This is a genomic window from Flavobacterium amniphilum (genome assembly GCF_023634845.1).
Classification (GTDB): domain Bacteria; phylum Bacteroidota; class Bacteroidia; order Flavobacteriales; family Flavobacteriaceae; genus Flavobacterium; species Flavobacterium amniphilum.
The window spans coordinates 98,668-119,295 of record NZ_JAMLJL010000009.1; the positions used below are offsets into that span (position 1 = coordinate 98,668).

Below are 20,628 nucleotides of genomic sequence, written 5' to 3' on the forward strand. Positions count from 1 at the left end.
TAAACCCCAAATATATGAACGTTTTAATTGTTTTTAACCACCCTTATGAAGGGAGCTACTGCAATTCCCTGCTGAATGCAGTACAAAACGGACTCAGGCTTGCTGCTCATTCCATCGATTTAATCCACTTGGATAAAGAAGGATTTAATCCTGTTATGACTGCTCAGGATTTAAAGGCATTCCGGGATAAAAAGCCGGTAGATAATCAGGTTATTGGTTATCAGGAAAGATTAAAAAATGCTGATCATCTTATTTTTATTTTTCCAATATGGTGGGAATTAATGCCTGCTTTGATGAAAGGATTTGTGGATAAAGTCATATTTCCGGGACTGGCTTATGATTATGCTAATTCAAGTAATACACGGATGAGACCTCTTTTGGAAAATATTAAGGGAGTCACTGTTATCACAACCATGAATACTCCGGGCTTTATTTACCGTTGGTTTTTCGGGAATGCCATCCAAAGGGCGCTTATAAGGGGGACATTTTGGAAATTAGGTTACAAAAACAGGAAATGGATCAGTTATAACAGAGTCAAAATGGTTGATCATCAGAAAAGAGAAAAGTGGTTGAGGAAATTGGAAGAAAAATTTTCTCGGTTTTAATTTTTGTTTGTCTGGAGGACGGAATGGTAAATATTCCGTCCTCTTTCTTTATTATTAAAAGGATTTTAGACATATTTTTCGTAATTTTAAAGTACTTTTTACATAATGAACTGAATTTCCCTGAGCTAAACCCAAGCTGTTATTATGGGAAGCCGAAAACGTTACAGAGTAGGCAAAACTTCAAATTAAATACAAATGAAAAAATCAATTCAGATGATACTGTTGGTTTTTATGCTGTCAGTATTTTTTAATGCAGTCAATGCACAGGAAATGAAAGAGCCATGGCCGGGGGTAACTGCCAAAGTGTTAGCCGAGAGCGATAAGATGACTGTTACCCAAGTAACCTTTGCGCCGGGAGCAGTTGCCGACTGGCATTCTCATAAGGCGCATTCCGTTTATGCAGTAACCGATGTAAAAATGAAAGCAGAAGTAAAAGGGAAAGAACCGGCTACAGTTGAAGTAAAAGCAGGGGAAGCTGTTTCTCTTCCAGCCGTAAAACATAAAACAACCAATATTGGTGAGGCCGCTTTTACGGTTATAGTAACGGAAATGAAATAGAATCCCCGCTAATTTATAAGGCTTCTTTTTCGTAGTAGTTGATCAGCAAATCCACAAATTTGCTGTAGCTTTCCATGCCGTCTTTCTGCTGGTTCATTTTTAGAAAATTGTCATAGATGACTTCAAAAGTATCATCTATAAAAGTTTTGTATTTTTTTCGGTATTCTTCACTCTCCTTGAAGTTCTTCAAAACGCCCGGGTTGATGGTTGCAAGTAAATCTTCAAACTCAGCTTCGTTTTTCAAACCGATATTAACTAAACAATAGCGTAAAGCAAAGGTATAACCCGAATATTTAAAATATAATTCTTCGTTTTGTATAGCCGCTAAAAAACCAATGAAGTTGCATTCGCTTTCACTTCCGTAGCCTAACTGATGTGCCATTTCATGACAGGTGGTTACCGGGAAATTATACATTGGGATTTTATTGTTAACCTGTGCTTCATTGGTAAACGGATTCAGATAGCCACCAAACCCCATATAGGTTAACGGGTAACTCATTAATGATTCCTTTTGACTTGGTATTTCGTATTTGAAGTAAGGATGCTTTTTTCCTAAACTTTGATAACCAATAATTGAATTTTTAAAAATCTCCTGACGTGAAAAAGGAGTCACAACTTTTTGTGCCGTGTCCTGAGTGATTTGAAATTGTATTTCGTTCGTTTTTAAAATTAGTTTTTTAGTAAAAGTGAGTAATTGTTCATGTGAATATTCTGTTTTTAAATCCATTTTTTCGAAAAGCGGTAAACGATAGTAGTTCAAGGCCCATAAAAAATGAAATAAAAAATATACAACAGATAAAAGATTTAAAGCCAAAAATGTTTTTTCTTTCATTGACGTTATTTTCCAATGTTTTTTTAGCCAGAAAATAATCCAAAGTATCAGAATTCCGTAGAGTATATCACCAACCGAAAAAGGTATCCACCCGAATACCGTTCTTGAAAAATGAGATATGTATTGATAAAGTCCGTTGCTGTAAAAGGTTTCGATAAATTCAGGAAAGAAAGCCAGTAATTTTAGTCCGATGAACTGGACAATCAGTAAAATGGGTAAAAGGTACTTTCGGTTCACAAAAAATGTTTTTAAAAGGTAAATATAAACATTCCTGATAATAGAATAAGTGGTTAAACTTTGTAACTTTGAAGCTTTGTAACCAGACCTAAGCTTAAAAGGCAGAGGGAATGAATTAAACTAACTAAAATGAGTCAGGAAATAAGAAATTTAGAGCCAAAAGTGCTTTGGAACAAGTTTGCCGATTTAAATGCAGTTCCACGCCCTTCTAAAAAAGAAGAGCGAGTGATCGAGTTCATGAAAAATTTCGGTGAAAGTTTGGGTTTAGAGACTTTTGAAGATGAAATCAGAAATGTAATTATCCGTAAACCGGCAACTCCAGGAATGGAAAACCGTAAAACCATCGTAATGCAAGGGCATTTGGATATGGTTCACCAAAAAAACAATGATACGGTTTTCGATTTTGACAAACAAGGAATTGATATGTATGTTGACGGTGACTGGGTTCGTGCCAAAGGAACAACTCTAGGAGCTGATAACGGTTTAGGAGTAGCTGCAATTATGGCTATTTTGGAAAGTAAAGATATTCCGCATCCTGCTATTGATGCTTTGTTCACTATCGATGAAGAAACAGGGATGACTGGTGCATTAAATTTAAAAGGAGGGATTCTGAAAGGGGAAATTCTTTTAAATCTGGATACTGAAGAAGATGATGAAATTGATATCGGATGTGCCGGCGGTGTTGATGTAACCGCTGTCCGAGAATATAACGAGGAAGAAACACCGGAAGGATCGGTAGGGTATGTTATTACCGTAAAAGGATTGAGCGGAGGTCACTCCGGAATGGATATCCACAAAGGGCTGGGTAATGCCAATAAAATAATGAACCGTTTGTTATTTGACGGTTTTGAGAATTTCGGTTTACAGATTGCCGAAATTTCAGGTGGTAGTTTACGTAATGCCATTCCGAGGGAAAGTGTTGCCAAAGTGATTATTGCCGGGATGTATGATGAAGCTTTTGTGTTTGACATGCAGGAAATCATTGGTGATATCAAGGCCGAATTCAAAACAATGGAACCAAACCTTCAAATTACGATTGAAAAATCGGATTTACCGGTTAAAGTAATGGATTTAGGAGTTCAGGAAGGTTTGTTACGTTCAATTTATGCAGCTCACAATGGTGTTTACAGAATGAGTGCCGATATGGACGATTTAGTGGAAACATCAAATAACATTGCAAGAGTAATTGTAAAAGATGGTGAGATTTCAATTCAGAATTTAACACGATCGTCAGTTGAGTCTTCCAAATTTGATTTGGCTAATGCTTTACGTTCTGCTTATGAATTGTTTGGATGTGAAGTGACTTTCAGCGGATCTTACCCGGGTTGGACACCCAATGTGAAGTCTGAGATATTAGACGTTTTAGTGGGTATCTATGAGAAGCAAAACAATGAAAAACCAAAAGTTGTTGCCTGTCACGCCGGTTTAGAATGTGGAATTCTTGGAACCAATTACCCTGGAATGGATATGATTTCTTTCGGACCAACGATTCATGGTGCACATAGCCCGGATGAAAGAGCTTCGATTAAATCCTCACAAAAATTCTGGAAATTTTTATTGGAAATCTTAGGTAATATTCCTGTGAAGTAAAGATTTGTTATTATAGATGAAACCCGTCAAGTGACGGGTTTTTTTATTTTTAAGTTTTTTTGAGGAAAAACCGTAACTGATTTTCAGTGGTTTAGTTAATTTTATGTAAGAAAATTTTTATTAACCAAAAAACCAAAAAAATGATTAAAAATCTTTCAAATCTGTCAGGTGCGCAGGAACTAAGCACGGCTGAACAAAAAACAATTATTGGGGCAAGACCACTTAGAAGATGTTGTGAGTGGGATTATAATGCCAGCGGTGTACTTGTATGTACACTTTGGGTAAGTGGAACTCAATATTGTCCATAATTTAAGTTGCAATTCTTTTATTTAAAAGAAATTTCTTGTTTGAAATAAAAAATCCCGTCTGAATCAGGCGGGATTTTTGTTTAGTATCTATTGAGTTGTGTCTTTTACTTTTTTTACTTCTTTTAAGTATTCGGTGAATTTTTTACCATATTTAGATTTGGCAACTTCAGGAGTCATGGACTTGTAAATTGTATCCAGAAACTTTGGCTGCATGTCATAAATATCACTTAAAACAATATAAGGAGCGACTTCTTTATTGGCATTTGTAAGTGCAAAATTTCCGGCATACAAATATCTTTTCTTCAATAAAGCATCCTGTTTCTTTTGGTTTTCTTCAGCCGAATAGTTTTTATTTCCTTTTGTTCCCATCAGTTGCTCTTTCAATAATAATAACTGTTGGTCATTAAATTTCGAAATAATGCCTTTATACTGATCATATAACTCATGGTTTTTTGATCCTGTGATTTTAGCATTGGATAAGAAGAAATCCAAATCAGTTTCAATATTGATTTTTCCGGGTTCAGCAAAGAAAAGAAGGTTGTTATCAACCGAATTTGTTACACCGCGGTCTACAAATAAATAAAGCATCTCCGGAGATTCAAGGTTGAGGTGACTTTCAAAGTTTGAAGTACCGTTTAAAACGATTGTGTCTAAAGTTACCAATGTTGTGTCTTCAACTTTTTGAATATATAGTTTTCCTTTTTTAAAGCCTTTGATGATTCCGGTAATTTCAAGATTTCCTTCTGTTTTCTCCTCTCCACATGAAACCAAAAGTGTCAGCGATAGTACGGCAATTAATAATTTGTGCATAGTTTTTAAATTTGGCGCAAAATAATAAAAAAATCCTCAATTTAAATTTTAAACTGAGGATTTATATGGTTATTTCTTTCTTTTAAAAGAAAGCTTTTGCAAATGACTTATCCTTTTAACCAAGCATCACGTAGTGTCTTTTTAGAATCATCGGTTGATTTGTAACCTTCCATTTCTTCATAAGGAAGTTTTACTTTTCCTTTTAATTCCTGTTCTTTTCCGTCACGTTTGATTTTGATGGCGATAGCGTCGTCTTCTTTCCAGTTTTGACTTTCCATAATCATATCGTAAATGTTGTCAAGATTGTAAGCTTTGCCATTTACTGTTGTGATGATGTCACCAGGTTTTATTCCTAAATTAGGGTAGAAGTCAGGAAGTTCAATTCCAGGGATTACCACGATTTCTTTAGTTTGCGGGTTTACTGTAATGTAAGGAGCCTGTGCTTTGTAGAATGGATTTCCTGGAACTTTTGTTTTAGCTGAAGTTACACCCATTCTTTTGAAGAACTGGTCATAAGGAATTGGTGTTGGTCCTTCAACATACGTTTTGAAGAACTCACCGACTTTAGGATACGTCAACGAAACGATTTTTGCAAACAACTCTTCATCGTTGAATGGTTTTTTGATGCCGTATTCGTTGTTCAATTTCTGCATTAAGTCCAAAATACCTCTTTGACCATTGCTTTCCTCACGGATAATCATGTCAACACACATTCCGATTAAGGCACCCTTTTGGTATACATTTAAATATTGGTCTTTGTAAGGTTGTTCCAAAACATTTGCACTCATTTGCGTGAATGGCATAGTATCGTTCATGGTAGAAGCCGTTCTTATTTTATCAGACATTCTGTCGAAAAACTGATCTTCAGTGATTAAGCCTTGATTAACCTGGAATAAGTTGGCAAAATATTCAGTAACTCCTTCATACATCCATAAGTGTTTTGACATTTTAGGTGCATTGAAATCGAAATAGTGAATTTCATTAGCATGGATACCAAGAGGTGTTACGATGTGAAAGAATTCATGTGAAACGATATCTTTCAATTGCTCATCCATTTGTTCTGCCGGCATCATTTCAGGCATTACTACAGTTGTTGAAGTAGTGTGTTCTAAAGCTCCAAAACCTTTGGCATCATTTTTTTGTACGTCAGAAAGGTAAATAAGAACTGCATACTTCTTGGTGTTGTTGATCGGACCAAGGAATTTCTTTTGTGCTTTCATCATTTTTTCCATGTTCGGAGTGATGTCAGCAGCTTTGAATTTCCCGTTTGGAGAATATACACTGATGATGATGTCCATATCTTCTACTTTAAAAGTAGTGTAATCCGGTTTGGTATACATGATTGGGTGGTCAACCAATTCGGCATAACGCGATGCTTTGAATGTGTCTGTTGTATTACTTGCATCTGTATCAACTAAAGCAGTCGCACCGAATAATTCACCTGAGTGTGATATATTAAGGGTATAAGGAACCTCTTTTTTATCTGAGAAATACCCTACGAAACCGTGCGTATTAATCATGAAGCAATTAGGGTCAATATTTGTTCCGGCCGGTGAAAACACATCTTTACCGCCAAGACCACCTTGTGTTTCCTGGTCGTAAGTGTCGTTAACCCAGTAAGTTACTTTGCTTAATTTTTTAGCTTTACTGATACGCCAAGTGTTGTCGTCCAATTTAGCTACTTCCAAAGCATTCCCTTTAGCGTCGTAAGCTTTCAGGTTTTCAATGTATTTTCCGTAATTATCGGTTGAATAAGTTCCCGGAACTGTTTTAGGGATATTAAATGTAATCTCGTTTTCACTTACTTTTGTAGGTGTTACGGTTACCATTAGTTTATCATCATTGATTTTGTTTAAATCAATATTTACCTGAACTTCAGCGGTAGCATTGTTTTTTGCTTTGCTTTGTGCTGTCATAGAGCTTATTGCAAAGAAAGCAAATGAAGCTACAATAAGTATCTTTTTCATCTTTATGATTGTTAATTGAGTATTTGTAGTTGTTTTTTGTTTTTTGTTACAAAAAAACTCCTGATTTTAGCAGGAGTTTAACATTTAATCAAATTTATTCTTTAAATAATATTTTCCATCCAGGTCTTCATCAAAGTCATCAATGTTGACTTGTTTTGGTTTTGGTTTTGAAGCCGTGACCTTCTTTTTCCAAAGTTCAAATTTGTCTTTGGGTAAGCGTTTCCGCATCAACTCAGTTACCTCGTTTTCAGTAATACCAAATTCTTCCTTAATTACTTCAAAGGGTTTTCGTTCTTCCTGTGCCACACTGACTAGTCTTTCTAAAGTTTCTCTGTCTAAATCAGCTATTTTACTTTTTCTCATTTATAAAACGTTAATTCAAATAAACCTGTGCAATACTTATACCAATATTACTAAAAAATGATCAGGAAAAAAAATTTTTATGCTTCCGGATTACGATATTTCTGAAAGGGAATTCTTAATAAATTGCTTAACTTGTTATTTTCTTCCTGTTTCATGTGAGTATCAACACCATAGATTAATTTTTCTCTCGGCATTACCATAAACGTACCGAATAAACGATCCCATATTGAGAAAATGTTTCCATAATTGCTGTCGGTATACGGAAGTTGGTAATGATGGTGTATTTTATGCATATCAGGTGATACAATCAGGTAGCTGATCCATTTGTCCAGTTTTTTGGGCATTCTCATATTGGCATGGTTAAACTGGGATAAGAATACTGAAAGCGATTGGTATAAAAAGAAAAGCCATATAGGTGCGCCCACAATTAAAATTGCCAATACAGTAAAGATAAAACGGATAACACTTTCGCCCGGATGATGACGGTTAGCAGTTGTTGTATCGATCCAGGTATCGGTATGGTGAATTAAATGATAACGCCATAACGGTTTGGTTTTATGCTGTACCAAATGTGCTGTGTAGGCACCAATCAGGTCCATAAATAATAATCCGATAATAGCCTGTAGCCACAAATTATCAAGATGCAGCCAGTAAATCAGTCCGAATTGATGATCTGCAGCCCATTCGGCACTTTTAAACAGTAAAATAGCCAATGAGAAATTGATTACAATAGTCGTGGCTGTAAAAAAGAAGTTAATGAGTGCATGGTTCCATTTATGGTATTTGAATTTAAATAGTGGAATACCACTTTCAATAAACCAGAATAAAGCAATACCGCCAATCAATATTGCGCTGCGGTGCGATGAAGGTATGGTTTGGAAATAATTGATAATTTCGTTAATCATAATTTGGGTCGTTTTCCCAAATGTACTAAAAAAACTATTTGATTATCCTAAAAGTCAGATTGATTCTGGGGCCAACATTTGATTTTGTTTTAGGGATTTGATGTTTCCAGAAATGCTGGGTTGTTCCTTTCATTATCAGCAGACTTCCGTGTTCTAAAGTAATATTTTGTTTGGTTTCCAATGTGTTGTGTTTGAGTTGGAACATCCTTTCGGCGCCTAAACTTACCGAAGCAATGACAGGATTTCTGCCCAGTTCCTTTTCATTGTCCGAATGCCATCCGTTGCTGTCCTGACCGTTGCGGTATAAATTAGCTAATACTGTAGTGAAATTATCCGGGATGATTTTTTCCACCTCTTCTTTGATGTACATAATGGTGGGTGTCCATTGATGGGGTTGCATCACAATATTTGAATAACCATAGGGCTTTCCTTCGTTACCGTATAAACAGGTAAGACGTGGTTGCGGATGTGTTTTGCCAAAAACCGTTATGTCATCCTGCTGCCAAGGTGTTTCCTGCAGTATTTTTTGGAACAAATCATTGGCAACAGCCAAGTCCAGAAATGCAGGATAATATACAATCTCTGCATCAGGCAGGTTGAATATGATATTTTCTTCGGGGAATAAGCTCATGGTTCAAAAATAAACAAAGCGATGGAATCCATCGCTTTGCTGTATACTTTTATTTATTCCGCTTTTGTTTCGAATGTGGTTTTGTAGATAAAGCCTGCCACTATAGCTCCTGTTATGGGAGCTACCCAGAACAGCCAAACCTGCATTAGTGGTTCCCCTCCGGCAAAAATAGCCTGTGATAAAGAGCGGGCCGGATTTACGGAAGTATTAGTGATCGGGATACTTACCAAATGGATCAGGGTTAGTCCCAAACCAATGGCCACACCGGCAAATTTAGCATTTGCGAAGCGGTCAGTTGAGCCTAAAATAATAAGAAGGAAAAATAATGTCAGTACAAATTCGGTGATAAAGGCAGAAACAAGTGAGTAACCATCGGGTGAAAAGGTACCATACCCGTTTGAGGCAAATGCGCCGGCTTTTGTGTTGTCGATTGCGAAACCTTCTTTTCCTGATAAAATCAGATATAAAATACCGGCAGCTGCTATTGCACCAATACATTGAGCGACAATGTATGGCAGTAAGTCTTTTGCGTCGAATCTTCCGCCTGCCCAAAGACCTAATGAAACGGCCGGATTGAAATGTCCTCCGGAAATATGGCCAACTGCGTAAGCCATGGTTAATACTGTTAAACCGAAAGCGAGTGATACGCCGGCGAAACCAATTCCGAGGTCAGGGATTCCTGCTGCGAATAATGCGCTTCCGCATCCACAAAATACTAACCAGAAGGTTCCAAAAAATTCTGCTAATAAATTTTTCATATTAAAAAGTTTAGTGGTTATCAGGTATATAAATAGGCCCAAAAGATAAGAGCTACCTGTAAAGGCAGCCGTATTAGCCGAAGCCATTTTGGAACTCCCAGGCTGGCTTTGTCGTTTTGGAACATGTATAGATTAGCCGGAAAAATGGCTATGAGTAATATGATTATTCCCCAGGCTGCGTATTTTGACAGAGAGGGAATGCATAGCCCGACCCCTAAAATAATTTCGGCAAGACCGCTGATGGTGTTTATTGCCTTAGGGTTTGAAAAATAAGGAGGGATTATTTTGAGGTAGACTTTCGGACTTCTGAAATGGTTAAAACCTGCTATAATGTAAAGCAGAGCCATTCCATATAAATGCAAAGGTAAACTCATAAGGGAAGATATTTCTTACGAATTTACCTAAAAAAAATTGTATAAAGAAGATTTATTATCTTTTTCTGAACTGAATATTCATGATGATAATGGCAAGGATAATTAAAAAGATACCTACCCATTGTGAGAAAATAACCGTTTCATTCAAGATCATGAATGCCATCATTACCGAAACCGGTAATTCCAGTGAAGAGACGATACTTCCCAATCCGATGCCTGTGTAAGGGAAACCGGCGTTCATCAAAATAGGAGGAATGATTGTGCCAAATAAAGCCAGAATAATTCCCCATTTGCTGAAGATTTCCATGTTGAAAGGCGTTACCTGTGTAGCGATTGAAAAACCGAACACAATAACGGCACCACCCAAAAGCATATATAAACTGCGTTGTGCCGATGAAATGCCCAATGCAATACGGTTAGCGGTAAACATGGTTGTCGTGAATGATGAAGCTGCCAATAGTCCCCACATGACACCTCTCCAATCCAATTCAATAGAACTGTTCAATAAATTAGTAGCCAAAGCCGTACCAACCAATACAATCAATACCGAAATGATTTTCTGCATGGAAGGTGCTTTCTTATCCAGGAACCATTCCAATAATACACCCATCCAAACGGTTTGCATTAATAATACGATACCGATTGAAACCGGAATGTATTTTACGGCCAGGTAATAAAAAACACTGGTCATTCCCAAAGAAGTACCGGCTAACATTAAATGGAAAATGTTTTTGGGAGTAGCTTTTACAACCGCTTCTTTCTTTTTGAATTTCTGTAGGCCGTTGATGATCAACATGCCTAAAATCCCTAATATAAATTGTGATGAAGTTACCTCAGCAGTAGTGAAATTTTCCCCATATGCCAGCTTTACAAAAGTAGCTAACATACCATAACTCGTTGCACCTAATCCCACAAGGAAAACTCCTTTTAACATACTATTATTTGTCATTTTTTCATTTTTAAAAAGCCGGCAAATATAGTCTATAGTTATGAGTTTTAAGGCAAATTATGGCAGTTTTTTTAAAACAGGCCTTTCAACGGCTGGTTTGTAATGCCTATTTTCCGGTAATCAAATTGCAGTTTATCCTGAAGTAAACTGGCGTAAACGCTACGGAAATCGGTTTCGAATCGTAAGTCTCCGCTATCCAGATTGTTCAGGTCCGGATTGTTACCGATGATTTTGCCAGTACCGTTACCGCCAATAATGAACATCGGAGCTGCAGTACCGTGATCAGTACCGTTGCCGTTGTCTTTGACCCTTCTTCCGAATTCTGAGAATATGACAATGGTTACATTTTGGAGTGCATTGGCTGTTTTTAAATCGGAGTAAAAGGAAAATACGGCATCATTCAGTTCGGTGAGTTTGTTTTTATGGATGGCCAATTGGTTGTCATGGGTATCAAAACCACCAAGCGAAGTGTAATATACCTTTGAGTTCAGGTTCCCTTTGATTAAGCGGGCAATCCATTCCAGGTTTTTGGACAATCCTGTTTTAGGGTACGACAATTCCTGTTTGGATTGGGATAAAGCCTTTTGTATTTCTTCAGCACCTTCTGTAACCGAGCCGGCTATTTTACGGACAAAATCCAGTTGGGGATTGTCAGAGAGTTTGATCCGGTCATCGTCAGACTGTTTTACCTTGAATCGGTTAGGGTCTTTAACCGTTATGGCATTGGGTTCTTCTCCTTTGAGGGCTAAGTTATCAATGTTGTCAATGTTAATACCGGCGGTAGGGTTGTGTTCATTGCATTGGAAATCCAAATAGCGGCCTAACCAGCCATTGTTGGTATATTGGTTAGAAGCCGATGCCGTTTGCCAGATTTCCTGGCTTCTGAAGTGGGAGCGGTTCGGTTCCGGGTAGCCTACATTTTGTATGACCGTTAAATGCCCGTTTTGTTGTATCTGTGCAAAGCTTTTTAAGGCCGGATGAAAAGCCATGCCTTTGTTCTTGCCGATGACCTCATCTTTGGACAAGGCAATCTTTGGACGGTTATAAAAATAGGCAGCATCTTCTATGGGCACAAGCGTATTAAGTCCGTCGTTGCCACCGTTGAGTTGGATAAAAACCAAGCATTGTTCCCCAATGACAAGATTCGACTGTGAGCCGTAAGCCAACAGGAAATCGGGGAGGAGCAAAGCACCTCCTGTGAGGGTTCCTGTTAACGATAAAAAACTTCTTCTGTTCATGGCGGTATGTTTTAGATTAACTGGAATTCGGGTGTTTTGGTAATGGCATTGAAAAGTCTTAATACAGCCTGATTGGCATTCGCTTCATCGGGATTGAAGTCATATTTCAGAATGGTTTCAAAATCCTTCTGTGTGTTGTCGTCTACTTCAAAAAGCAGCCTGTCCGTGAGGTTTTTAATGATCTCCTTGTTGGTTTTACCTTTCCAGTCAAGTTGGATGGGGATATTTTGTACCATGGCATTATTAGCTTCAGCATCACCCTTCAGGATTCTGCGGTTGATGGTTTTACCGTTGCAGAACAAGTCGGATACATTGTTGCGCTGCAGGTAGATTTGGGACGTGAGCCATGCCTTACCTCCTTCCCAGCCCTTTACATTGGGCTGGTTGAACAAATCCATGCCCTGTTCTTTCAGGAAAAAGGACAGTACCTGATAGTTGGGCAATTTGATATTGAGTTCAGCGATAAGATGCAAGCTGTATTCCAGTGGGTTTTTGATTTTAGAGCCGGCATTGTCTTTAGCATATTCTTCGGTGAAGATTTTTGTCAGTAAAGGTTTGATTTCGAAGTCTACCTGACGGAAATAATCACCATAGTAGGTAACCAATTCCTTTGGCGGATTGTCATAGATGAACCACTGCAGGATTTTACGCGTAAGGAAATAAGGAACGTTCTTCTGTTTGAAAATAATGTCTACCAGGTCATCGGCTTTGAACTTACCGTTTTGGCCGAGGTAGGTAATAGTTTCATTGTTCTCGAAAACAGGGCGGTACATGGCATTGTCTTCCCCAATACCTAAACCGGCCAGTGCTTTTGCACCGTTTTGGATATCAGCTTCGGTGTAATTGCCAATGCCCAGCGTGAACAGTTCAAGTAATTCCCGGCTGAGGTTCTCATTGATTTTGTTACTTCTGTTATCGACATTGTCCAGGTAGCGCACCATGGCGTTTGTTTTAATTACTTCTTTGGTTAACTCCCTGAAATTACCAAAGGCGTTCTTCCGTAATAACTGATTGTGTTGGAATACCCAATGGTTGACTTTCACTTTCTGGAACGTAGATACATAATGGTTGTGCCAGAAGCAGGTCATCTTCTCTCGTAAGGGAAATTGCTCACCACTCATCTTCTCAAGCCACCAGGACTTCATGGTCACTGAAACCTTAATCTCCTGGTTGAGGAGTTTCTTTGCCGCTTCAGGATCTGATTCTTTGAGGTTCTTGCGCATGCCTTTTAATTCCTTGATTGACTTTGGGCTTTCCTCCAGAAACGAAGGAATGCTATTGTCAACAGGAGTACTGAAAGACTGGGCCAGGAATTTTTCCAAACCCATGTTTTCTATAGCGGCGGATTGTTCATTTGAAAAACCCAGGCGCAATGACCAAAGGGACGACTTGTTCATAGTGATGAGTGATTAGTGACTAGTGATTAGTCCTTAGTGGCCTCTACTTAAAAATTGAGTTAGAACAATAAAGAATAACTAGTAATCAGTTTGAAGGTTTGTAAAGTTAGATTAAAAGATTGTGGCTTCGAGAGCCTCAGCCTCCGTTAGAGATAGTTAATTGACAGAATTAAAGGATTTAAGGTTCTAAAAAATCTAAAAAATCTAAAAAATCTAAAAAATCTAAAAGGTCTAATAATCTGACAATCGATTTATCTTCTTCTGACTCTTACGGCTTTTACATTTCCTCTTCTTCCTTTGTGTACAACGGTAGTCCCTCTTTTACCTTTTACAACCATAGTGGATGAATGTCTGCGTGGGCCATAGGTTTTGTGAACAGTTACCCTACGGACAGGAGTGCGGTGAACGTATACTTTGTGTACATGGCAACGGCTAACGAAGATGGTGTGACGCATGGGTCTCCAAGGTCTCCACCAGCGTGGGTATACTCTCCAGCGAACCGGGGACACCCATACCCTGTAGCCTGGAGCGTAGATAAAACGAACGGTAGGCCATCCCCATACATTTACAACAATGCGTGTAGTCATGATTTCGGGCATGGCAGGGCCTTTTTGGGTTTTATCCATAGTGTCATTAGTGTCGAAAGGTTCGGCGATGGTGTTATCGGGGTATAGGTCCTCATCACCGATGATTTGGAGTTGGGCTTCCTCTTTACCTGTCTTTTCAATGGCAATGGTGGCTATATCCTGCTTGTCGTTATCACCCAGAAGAGCCGTGAGTACTATGATGTGTTTGTCGTTTTCAATGACGTCCTCCACCGTGATGTAATCGATGTCACCGTCGTTGTTGAGGTCTAAATTGTTAACGTCGTTGTTTTCATTATTGAGGGCTTCCTCAAATTGTTCCAGTGTATTGGCTTTTTTGAACAGGGCAACGGCTCCTTCAAGGCTGAAGTCATCTCCTGAATATTCAGGTGCGTCATTGTCCTGGGCTAAGGTTACTGTTGTTCCAAAGACAACCAGTAGAGAGGCGAGATACTTTTTCATGGTTTTATTTTTTTGATTTGATAGTAAGACTTGAGTTGTGGGAAATGGTTTAATTCGTTTTTGTTTTTTTACCTACATCCCGTTTGCAACGGGATACGGCTACTTTCTTTTCTTTTGCCTTGATGCAAAAGAAACAAAAGATCAAGACTGCATATCACAATCCTAAAAACTACCTCAGGATTCCGCTCCACAACCCGAACCGCTCGTCGTGCCTCCTCGGCTACGCGGGTTGTTGCCGCTATATCCTTCGTTGTTTTTTACGGATTATGCTATGAGGTCGGAGTTGGGGCTATCGTATGTCTTTGACGGGAGGGAAATTCCAATAATTGAATAATCGGACAATCCAATTATCTAAGCAAACAATCAATCGTTCTTAGTGTATTCTTCGAGGTCACTTAAGTGGACTCTTAAAGCGTTGACGGAGATGCTTATTTCCCAGAAGGAGATGGCCAATGAAATCAGCAGGCAGAACATGCTGAGCCCAAAGAGGTAAATGGCGATGTTTTGCAGGTTGATGAACATGAGCAGCATGGCGAATACCGACAGGAACAGGCATAAAACGCCCATGAGCTGCATGAAGCGAATGAGAGTAAGCCTTTTGTTGAGGTTGTGGATTTCCAGAAGGATGGACTTGTTGTGTGCTTCCTGGTAGTTCTTTTTGAGACTACGGATGATTTGGGCAATGGTGAGAAAGCGGTTGGTGTACGCCAGTAAAATGAGCGAAGTGGCAGAGAACAGCAGGGCCGGGGTTTCGATGGATAGTGTCATGTTGTGATGTTATAAAGTTGGAATGTTATAAAGTTAAAGAATTATGAGTTATGAGTTATGAGTTGAAAGAATGAAAGAAGTTTATAAAGTTAGTATGTTGAATGTTTGAAAGTTCGTTGGGATGGGGCTTAAATCTCCTGGAAGTCTAATAATCGAACAATCAAATGATCTGACCATCTGATTATACTTGCATCATACTTACACAACACTTATATAGCACTTTGATACGGGTCAAGTACGGGTCAACCCTTACTTTGATACTACTTTGATATGGCTTTAGTATGGCTTTAGTATGGCTTTAGTATGGCTTTAGTATGGCTTTAGTATGGCTTTGGTATGGCTTTGGTATGGCTTTGGTATGGCTTTGGTATGGGTTAAGTATGGGTTAAGTATGGGTCAACCCTAACTTATAGAGGTGGTATATTGAACGGAAAGAGGAAGGGTTGAAGATGAATTAAGACAGTTTTGGGATTGTTTATCCTTTTTCATTAGATTTGTTTTGGCACGGATTACACTCGAGCGCAGCGAACTGACGAAGTAACTCCGCGCCATCAGATTTGTTACAGAGTAAAAAAAATAAAAATGGCTAAAGAACCTTTTGCAGTAAAGCTCACTTGTATTTGGACAGGCGGTTTTTTCTTCTGGATTTTAAAAGGATTTAAGGGAAAACTGACTCATCAGTTTGCAGAAGAACATGAAAGCAGGAATGCCTAGACCGGGTATTTTATAAGCTTGCTTTTTGCCGGAACAGTAGTTTATTTAGTGGTACGCAATAATGTCCGGTTTTAGCAGAAAATAAATGAAAAGTTTGAATTATTGAAGCCACGCGAAGGGATTCGCGCGGTAGCGAGGCAGTTATTTTTTTCTTTTGCATTATTCTGGTTAAGTTGTTATTAAAAGTATTGTTGCACAGGAAAAAAAATAAAAATGGCTAAAGAACCTTTTGCAGTAAAACTGACTTGTATTTGGACAGGCGGTTTTTTCTTTTGGGTTTTAAAAGGATTTAAGGGAAAACTGATTGATCAGTTAGCTGACGGATATGAAAGCAGGAATGCTTGGACAGGGTATTTTATAAGCTTGCTTTTTGCCGGAACAGTAGTTTATTTAGTGGTACGCAATAATGTCCGGTTTTAGCAGAAAATAAATGAAAAGTTTGAATTATTGAAGCCACGCGAAGGGATTCGCGCGGTAGCGAAGGCAATAATGTCCGGTTTTAGCAGAAAATTTAAATTATTGAACCACGCGAAGGGATTCGCGCGGTAGCGAAGGGCCATCTATGGAATAATTTCAGGAATTCTTATAAACCAAAAAGAGCATGCTAACCAAATTGCACGCTCTTTAAAGACCAAAATAACCAGAAAGATTAACCATCAATTATTCAGATAGTGTAAATATACACTAAATAAAATGAAAAGGACTTGATTAATTGTTTTATTTAATAATCAGTAAGTTAGCTTTCGGGTGTGTTGAGTGTCATCCAGAAAATCAAATTCAGTAAAATAACACAGTTCTCAAATGTGAAGTGCTGGGAATAAAGGTTTCAACCCAAACCCAACGTTACCTCAAAATTAACAACATTGTTTGTAAGTTGTTGAAAACCAATTGGAATGTATCTAAAAAGTTATGTTTGGTTTATTATATTGTATAGGAAATATTGTGTTAAAATAAAATACAAATATTTGCAGGCAAACGAACTAAAACTGACTGAAATGAAAAAAACAATTGTTGCATTACTATTACTGGGTTCAGGGGTAGTAATGGGCCAAACCACTTTTGTACCGGGGAATTGGGCGGGAATCCTGACCGGATACTGGGATTTTGAAAACAGTGCCAATTTGATGCAGGCGCAGGTGGGAACCAATCTTACCCCACAGGGAACCTTTACTCAGGTTGCGGGACCTTCGGCAAACAACTTAGCCCTCCGCAAGACCCTTGGGAATTATCTGAAATGTACCCATAATGTTCCGAATTACGGGCAGAGTTATGCCAATAAATATTCGGTGATGATCGACTTTAAGATCCCTTCCACCGGACAATATTACAGCTTTATGCAAACCAATCAGGGCAATTCCAATGATGGGGATTTATTTATTAATCCGTCAGGGAAGATTGGGGTTTCAGCCCTGACGTACTCCAATTCGGCGGTTTTGCCCAATGAATGGTACCGGTTAGTGCTTACAGCCGATGTAGGTTCTGAAATCAAAATGTATATCGACGGCCAGTTATGGAATCCGGGACAGCCTAACTCATTGAACGGGCGGTATGCTTTAGATCCGTTATTGTTATTATTGGCCGATGATAATGGCGAAGACAATCAGATGGATGTCGCTTCGATTGGCGTATTCAACAGACCTTTGACCGCTGCTGAGGTCGCAACGATTGGTGGTTACGGTCATACACCGGCACCGGTGGCAGGCGGTATGAATCCGTATTTGCAGACCGCAACGCCTAATTCGGTCTATGTTTCGTGGCATTCCACCAATACGGCACAAAACCCGGTAGTGAAATTTGGCACCAGCAGTACGAATCTGAACCAAAGCATTACCGGAACCTGGGAAAGAATCAATTCAACAGCCAGTTACTATTGGCACACTGTTAAATTAACAGGCTTACAGCCGGATACTGAATATTTTTACCAGTGTTATAACGGAACAACGGCTTCGGCAGTGAATGTTTTCAGAACACCTGCCTTGCGAAGCACACCGGGTCAGCATATCCGCATGGTATTGTTGGGTGATAACCGTACCGATGTGGCGAAAACCACCCAGAACGTATTGCAGATTAAAAGCAAGTTGGTCGAATTATACGGCGCCAATTTCCATAACTCGGTAGATTTGATTTTAAATTGTGGTGATGTTGTGACTACCGGATCTGTCATCAGTCAGTATACCGACGAATATTTCACACCATTTGCCCCATTGACAGCTTCCATTCCGTCGATGATCAGTATCGGGAACCACGAAGGCGATTCTTCCAACTTTTACAAGTACATGAAGTATGAAGAATTGACTAATGGTTATCCTGTAGGCCATTCCTATAATGAGAAGTTTTACAATTATATCTACGGGAATACCCAGATTCTGGCCGTTAACGGAAATTCAGGCTATAAATTAAGCGACCAGATCAACTGGATTGATGGCCGTTTACAGGAATCCAATACCAATACCGATATTGATTTCGTATTCTCCTTTTTACACCATCCGGGTCACAGTGAAATATGGCCTGATGGCAATGAAGTTTTTGTACAGAACAGCATATTGCCTAAATTGAAGCAATACCCTAAAAATGCGTTACTGGCTTATGGTCATTCGCATAATTACGAAAGAGGTGTGACCGATATTACCAGCGGTACCCATGACATGTACCTGGAGTTGTCGGGTGGGGCAGGTTCGGCACTTGACCGTTGGGGTATGTACGGCAACCAGACCGATTATCCCGAAATTAAAGTCAGCCGTGATGTGTTTTCCTGGACATTGGTTGATATCGATGTGGACAACAAATCCTTCAATGCCAAGACTTATAGCTTCGGGAACAGTAACCGTCCGGTTGTGAACGAACTGATTGATGAATTCCATTTGAATTTAAACCAACCCAAGCCGGCTACACCAACGGCTACCGGTATCGAAAACCAGACAACACTTGTAGCTTCCCCGATGATAGGAACAGATGCCGCCCAAACCTGTCATTTCCAGGTTACAGCGACTTCAGGGAATTATACTAATCCGTTAATCAACAAGGAGCAGGATAAGTATAATATTTATGACGATACCAGAGCGCCAAATTACACGCCGATCAATAAAAACGCCAGCCTGAACATATCTAAACTGAATGCTTCCACTTATGGCCTGACAACGGGGCAAACGTATTATTACAGAGTCCGTTACCGTGACGAAAACCTGAAGTGGAGTTCGTGGTCAACTGAAAAAGCAGTTGTGTACAATCAGGCACTCAGTACCAAAGAATTTGAAACGGCAGAAAAAGAAAAGCTGAAAGTATTCCCTAATCCGGCCCAGTCACAGGCAGCCATATCATTTGAGCTACCTGTTTCATCAGATGATGTAAGGGTTGAACTGACCGATATGTCAGGCAAAAAGCTGGCGACGATATTCAAAGGGAATCTGGCTATGGGTAAACAAAGTATAGCCTGGAACATCAATGATAAATTAAGTCCGGGCATGTATATTGTTTCCCTTAGTTATGAAGGAAATAAGGAAACCTTCCATACCGTAATCACTTCAAAATTATAAAACGTTATTTCCTGAAAGCAGAGCCGTGGGTATATGCAGCCTTACGGTTCTGTTTTTTTGAATTATAAATATTTACAGTATGATACCAATTAAAAAAATACTATTTTCGGTCTTCTTAATCAGTAGTTTAGGGATGAATGCCCAAAAAAGCAGTATGCTCCTGGTTGAAGCCGAAACCGGTTTAAGCGAGAGAAGCTTATCCGAATTTCATAAAACTGACGGGATCAGGGTTACCTTTCATCCCAACGGGAAAAAAGCATCGGAAGGAATGTATGTAAACGATATGCTGCATGGTCCTTATATTTCGTGGTATGCCAATGGTGTGAAATGTACCGAAGGGAATTATGAAAGAAACAAGGAAAGCGGTGTGTTCAAGAGTTATTATGAAGACGGAACCCTGCAGTCTGAAAAGAACTTTGATGATGGTATATTGTACGGAAAGGCGGTCGAATATTATCCGAATGGCAAACCGTTCCGGGAAGAATACCATAAGGAATACACTAAAACAGGACACTGGAAAAAGTGGTATGAAAGCGGGGAATTGCTTTTTGAGGTACACTATGAAAACGATATGCAGCAAGGAGAAGCAGTTACGTACCATCAAAACGGAACGATTAAAGAAAAAGGTGTTTTTGAGCGTGATGCCAAAACCGGAGCCTGGTATATTTTTGATGAAAACGGAAAAGTACTGGCCGAACAATTTTACAAAGGCGGAATGAAAACCGGCTTGTGGAATTCGTTTTATGCAAACGGAAATGTAAAAGAAGTGGCCCGTTATATGGATGGGGAAAAGCAGGGAGAGTATGTTTTTTATTTTGAGAACGGCAAGACAGCTTCAGAAGGAAGTTTTGAGAAAGACCTGCCAAATGGCAGTTGGATCCTTTATTATGAAAACGGAAAGAAAAAAGAAAAAGGAGCGTATTATATGGGACAGCAAGCCGGAAAATGGAAATTTTATGATGAAAATGGTAAGATATTGGCCAAAAGAGAATTTGTGCAGCCTAAAAGTTACCTTCAGTATTAGTTATTTGTTGTATTTAAAATA

Annotated in this window: 19 protein-coding genes; 7 read left to right on the forward strand and 12 right to left on the reverse strand. The window is 39.0% G+C overall.

Features of this window, described 5'->3' with window-relative positions; all coding sequences use genetic code 11:
* Nucleotides 1-14: 14 nt before the first annotated feature.
* Both NAT51_RS11775 and NAT51_RS11780 read left to right on the forward strand, forming a co-directional pair.
* Nucleotides 15-605 (forward strand): NAD(P)H-dependent oxidoreductase, encoded by a 591-nt coding sequence (locus tag NAT51_RS11775; RefSeq protein WP_250599125.1) that lies wholly within the window; start codon nucleotides 15-17, stop codon nucleotides 603-605.
* A 195-nt stretch (nucleotides 606-800) separates the two neighbouring features.
* Complete coding sequence (locus NAT51_RS11780) at nucleotides 801-1,163, forward strand: cupin domain-containing protein (RefSeq protein ID WP_250599126.1); 363 nt, start codon at nucleotides 801-803, stop codon at nucleotides 1,161-1,163.
* A gap of 13 nt (nucleotides 1,164-1,176) precedes the next feature.
* Here the strand turns inward: NAT51_RS11780 and NAT51_RS11785 are convergent, their stop codons facing one another.
* Complete coding sequence (locus NAT51_RS11785) at nucleotides 1,177-2,232, reverse strand: DUF3810 domain-containing protein (protein WP_250599127.1); 1,056 nt, start codon at nucleotides 2,230-2,232, stop codon at nucleotides 1,177-1,179.
* A 129-nt stretch (nucleotides 2,233-2,361) separates the two neighbouring features.
* On the opposite strand from NAT51_RS11785, the gene NAT51_RS11790 reads away from it, so the two are divergent.
* On the forward strand, nucleotides 2,362-3,822 hold the full coding sequence (locus NAT51_RS11790; protein WP_250599128.1) for an aminoacyl-histidine dipeptidase: 1,461 nt from the start codon (nucleotides 2,362-2,364) through the stop codon (nucleotides 3,820-3,822).
* Between the two features lie 395 nt (nucleotides 3,823-4,217).
* Here the strand turns inward: NAT51_RS11790 and NAT51_RS11795 are convergent, their stop codons facing one another.
* The 11 genes from NAT51_RS11795 to NAT51_RS11850 all read right to left on the reverse strand — a co-directional run bounded on the left by NAT51_RS11795 (nucleotide 4,218) and on the right by NAT51_RS11850 (nucleotide 15,336).
* Nucleotides 4,218-4,940: a DUF4369 domain-containing protein gene (locus tag NAT51_RS11795; protein ID WP_250599129.1), complete on the reverse strand. Its 723-nt coding sequence runs from the start codon at nucleotides 4,938-4,940 to the stop codon at nucleotides 4,218-4,220.
* A 107-nt stretch (nucleotides 4,941-5,047) separates the two neighbouring features.
* Nucleotides 5,048-6,907 (reverse strand): M61 family metallopeptidase, encoded by a 1,860-nt coding sequence (locus NAT51_RS11800; RefSeq protein ID WP_250599130.1) that lies wholly within the window; start codon nucleotides 6,905-6,907, stop codon nucleotides 5,048-5,050.
* An 84-nt stretch (nucleotides 6,908-6,991) separates the two neighbouring features.
* Nucleotides 6,992-7,270: a TIGR03643 family protein gene (locus NAT51_RS11805; protein ID WP_250599131.1), complete on the reverse strand. Its 279-nt coding sequence runs from the start codon at nucleotides 7,268-7,270 to the stop codon at nucleotides 6,992-6,994.
* 77 nt (nucleotides 7,271-7,347) lie between these two features.
* Nucleotides 7,348-8,172, reverse strand: a complete 825-nt coding sequence (locus tag NAT51_RS11810; protein ID WP_250599198.1) for a sterol desaturase family protein — start codon at nucleotides 8,170-8,172, stop codon at nucleotides 7,348-7,350.
* 37 nt (nucleotides 8,173-8,209) lie between these two features.
* Nucleotides 8,210-8,806, reverse strand: coding sequence for an alpha-ketoglutarate-dependent dioxygenase AlkB family protein (locus NAT51_RS11815; protein ID WP_250599132.1), 597 nt, complete (start codon nucleotides 8,804-8,806; stop codon nucleotides 8,210-8,212).
* A 53-nt stretch (nucleotides 8,807-8,859) separates the two neighbouring features.
* Entirely contained in the window at nucleotides 8,860-9,564 is a 705-nt protein-coding gene (gene aqpZ / locus NAT51_RS11820; RefSeq protein WP_250599133.1) for an aquaporin Z, read from the reverse strand.
* Nucleotides 9,565-9,993: 429 nt separating this feature from the next.
* On the reverse strand, nucleotides 9,994-10,887 hold the full coding sequence (locus NAT51_RS11830; RefSeq protein ID WP_250599135.1) for an EamA family transporter: 894 nt from the start codon (nucleotides 10,885-10,887) through the stop codon (nucleotides 9,994-9,996).
* A gap of 71 nt (nucleotides 10,888-10,958) precedes the next feature.
* Nucleotides 10,959-12,125 carry a DUF1501 domain-containing protein gene (locus NAT51_RS11835; RefSeq protein ID WP_250599136.1) on the reverse strand — a complete coding sequence of 389 codons (1,167 nt, stop codon included), beginning with the start codon at nucleotides 12,123-12,125 and terminating at the stop codon, nucleotides 10,959-10,961.
* Nucleotides 12,126-12,136: 11 nt separating this feature from the next.
* A complete protein-coding gene (locus tag NAT51_RS11840) occupies nucleotides 12,137-13,522 on the reverse strand; it encodes a DUF1800 domain-containing protein (RefSeq protein WP_250599137.1) in 1,386 nt (461 codons plus the stop codon).
* Between the two features lie 251 nt (nucleotides 13,523-13,773).
* Complete coding sequence (locus NAT51_RS11845) at nucleotides 13,774-14,568, reverse strand: hypothetical protein (RefSeq protein ID WP_250599138.1); 795 nt, start codon at nucleotides 14,566-14,568, stop codon at nucleotides 13,774-13,776.
* A 363-nt stretch (nucleotides 14,569-14,931) separates the two neighbouring features.
* Complete coding sequence (locus tag NAT51_RS11850) at nucleotides 14,932-15,336, reverse strand: DUF2721 domain-containing protein (protein ID WP_250599139.1); 405 nt, start codon at nucleotides 15,334-15,336, stop codon at nucleotides 14,932-14,934.
* Between the two features lie 582 nt (nucleotides 15,337-15,918).
* Between NAT51_RS11850 and NAT51_RS19690 the strand changes: the two genes are divergently transcribed.
* From NAT51_RS19690 to NAT51_RS11865, 4 genes are all read left to right on the forward strand, one after another.
* Nucleotides 15,919-16,050 carry a hypothetical protein gene (locus tag NAT51_RS19690; RefSeq protein WP_262921813.1) on the forward strand — a complete coding sequence of 44 codons (132 nt, stop codon included), beginning with the start codon at nucleotides 15,919-15,921 and terminating at the stop codon, nucleotides 16,048-16,050.
* A gap of 213 nt (nucleotides 16,051-16,263) precedes the next feature.
* Nucleotides 16,264-16,470, forward strand: a complete 207-nt coding sequence (locus NAT51_RS11855) for a hypothetical protein (protein ID WP_250599140.1) — start codon at nucleotides 16,264-16,266, stop codon at nucleotides 16,468-16,470.
* A 575-nt stretch (nucleotides 16,471-17,045) separates the two neighbouring features.
* Nucleotides 17,046-19,583, forward strand: coding sequence for a fibronectin type III domain-containing protein (locus NAT51_RS11860; protein ID WP_250599141.1), 2,538 nt, complete (start codon nucleotides 17,046-17,048; stop codon nucleotides 19,581-19,583).
* 79 nt (nucleotides 19,584-19,662) lie between these two features.
* Nucleotides 19,663-20,607, forward strand: coding sequence for a toxin-antitoxin system YwqK family antitoxin (locus NAT51_RS11865; RefSeq protein WP_250599142.1), 945 nt, complete (start codon nucleotides 19,663-19,665; stop codon nucleotides 20,605-20,607).
* The last annotated feature ends 21 nt before the right edge of the window (nucleotides 20,608-20,628 follow it).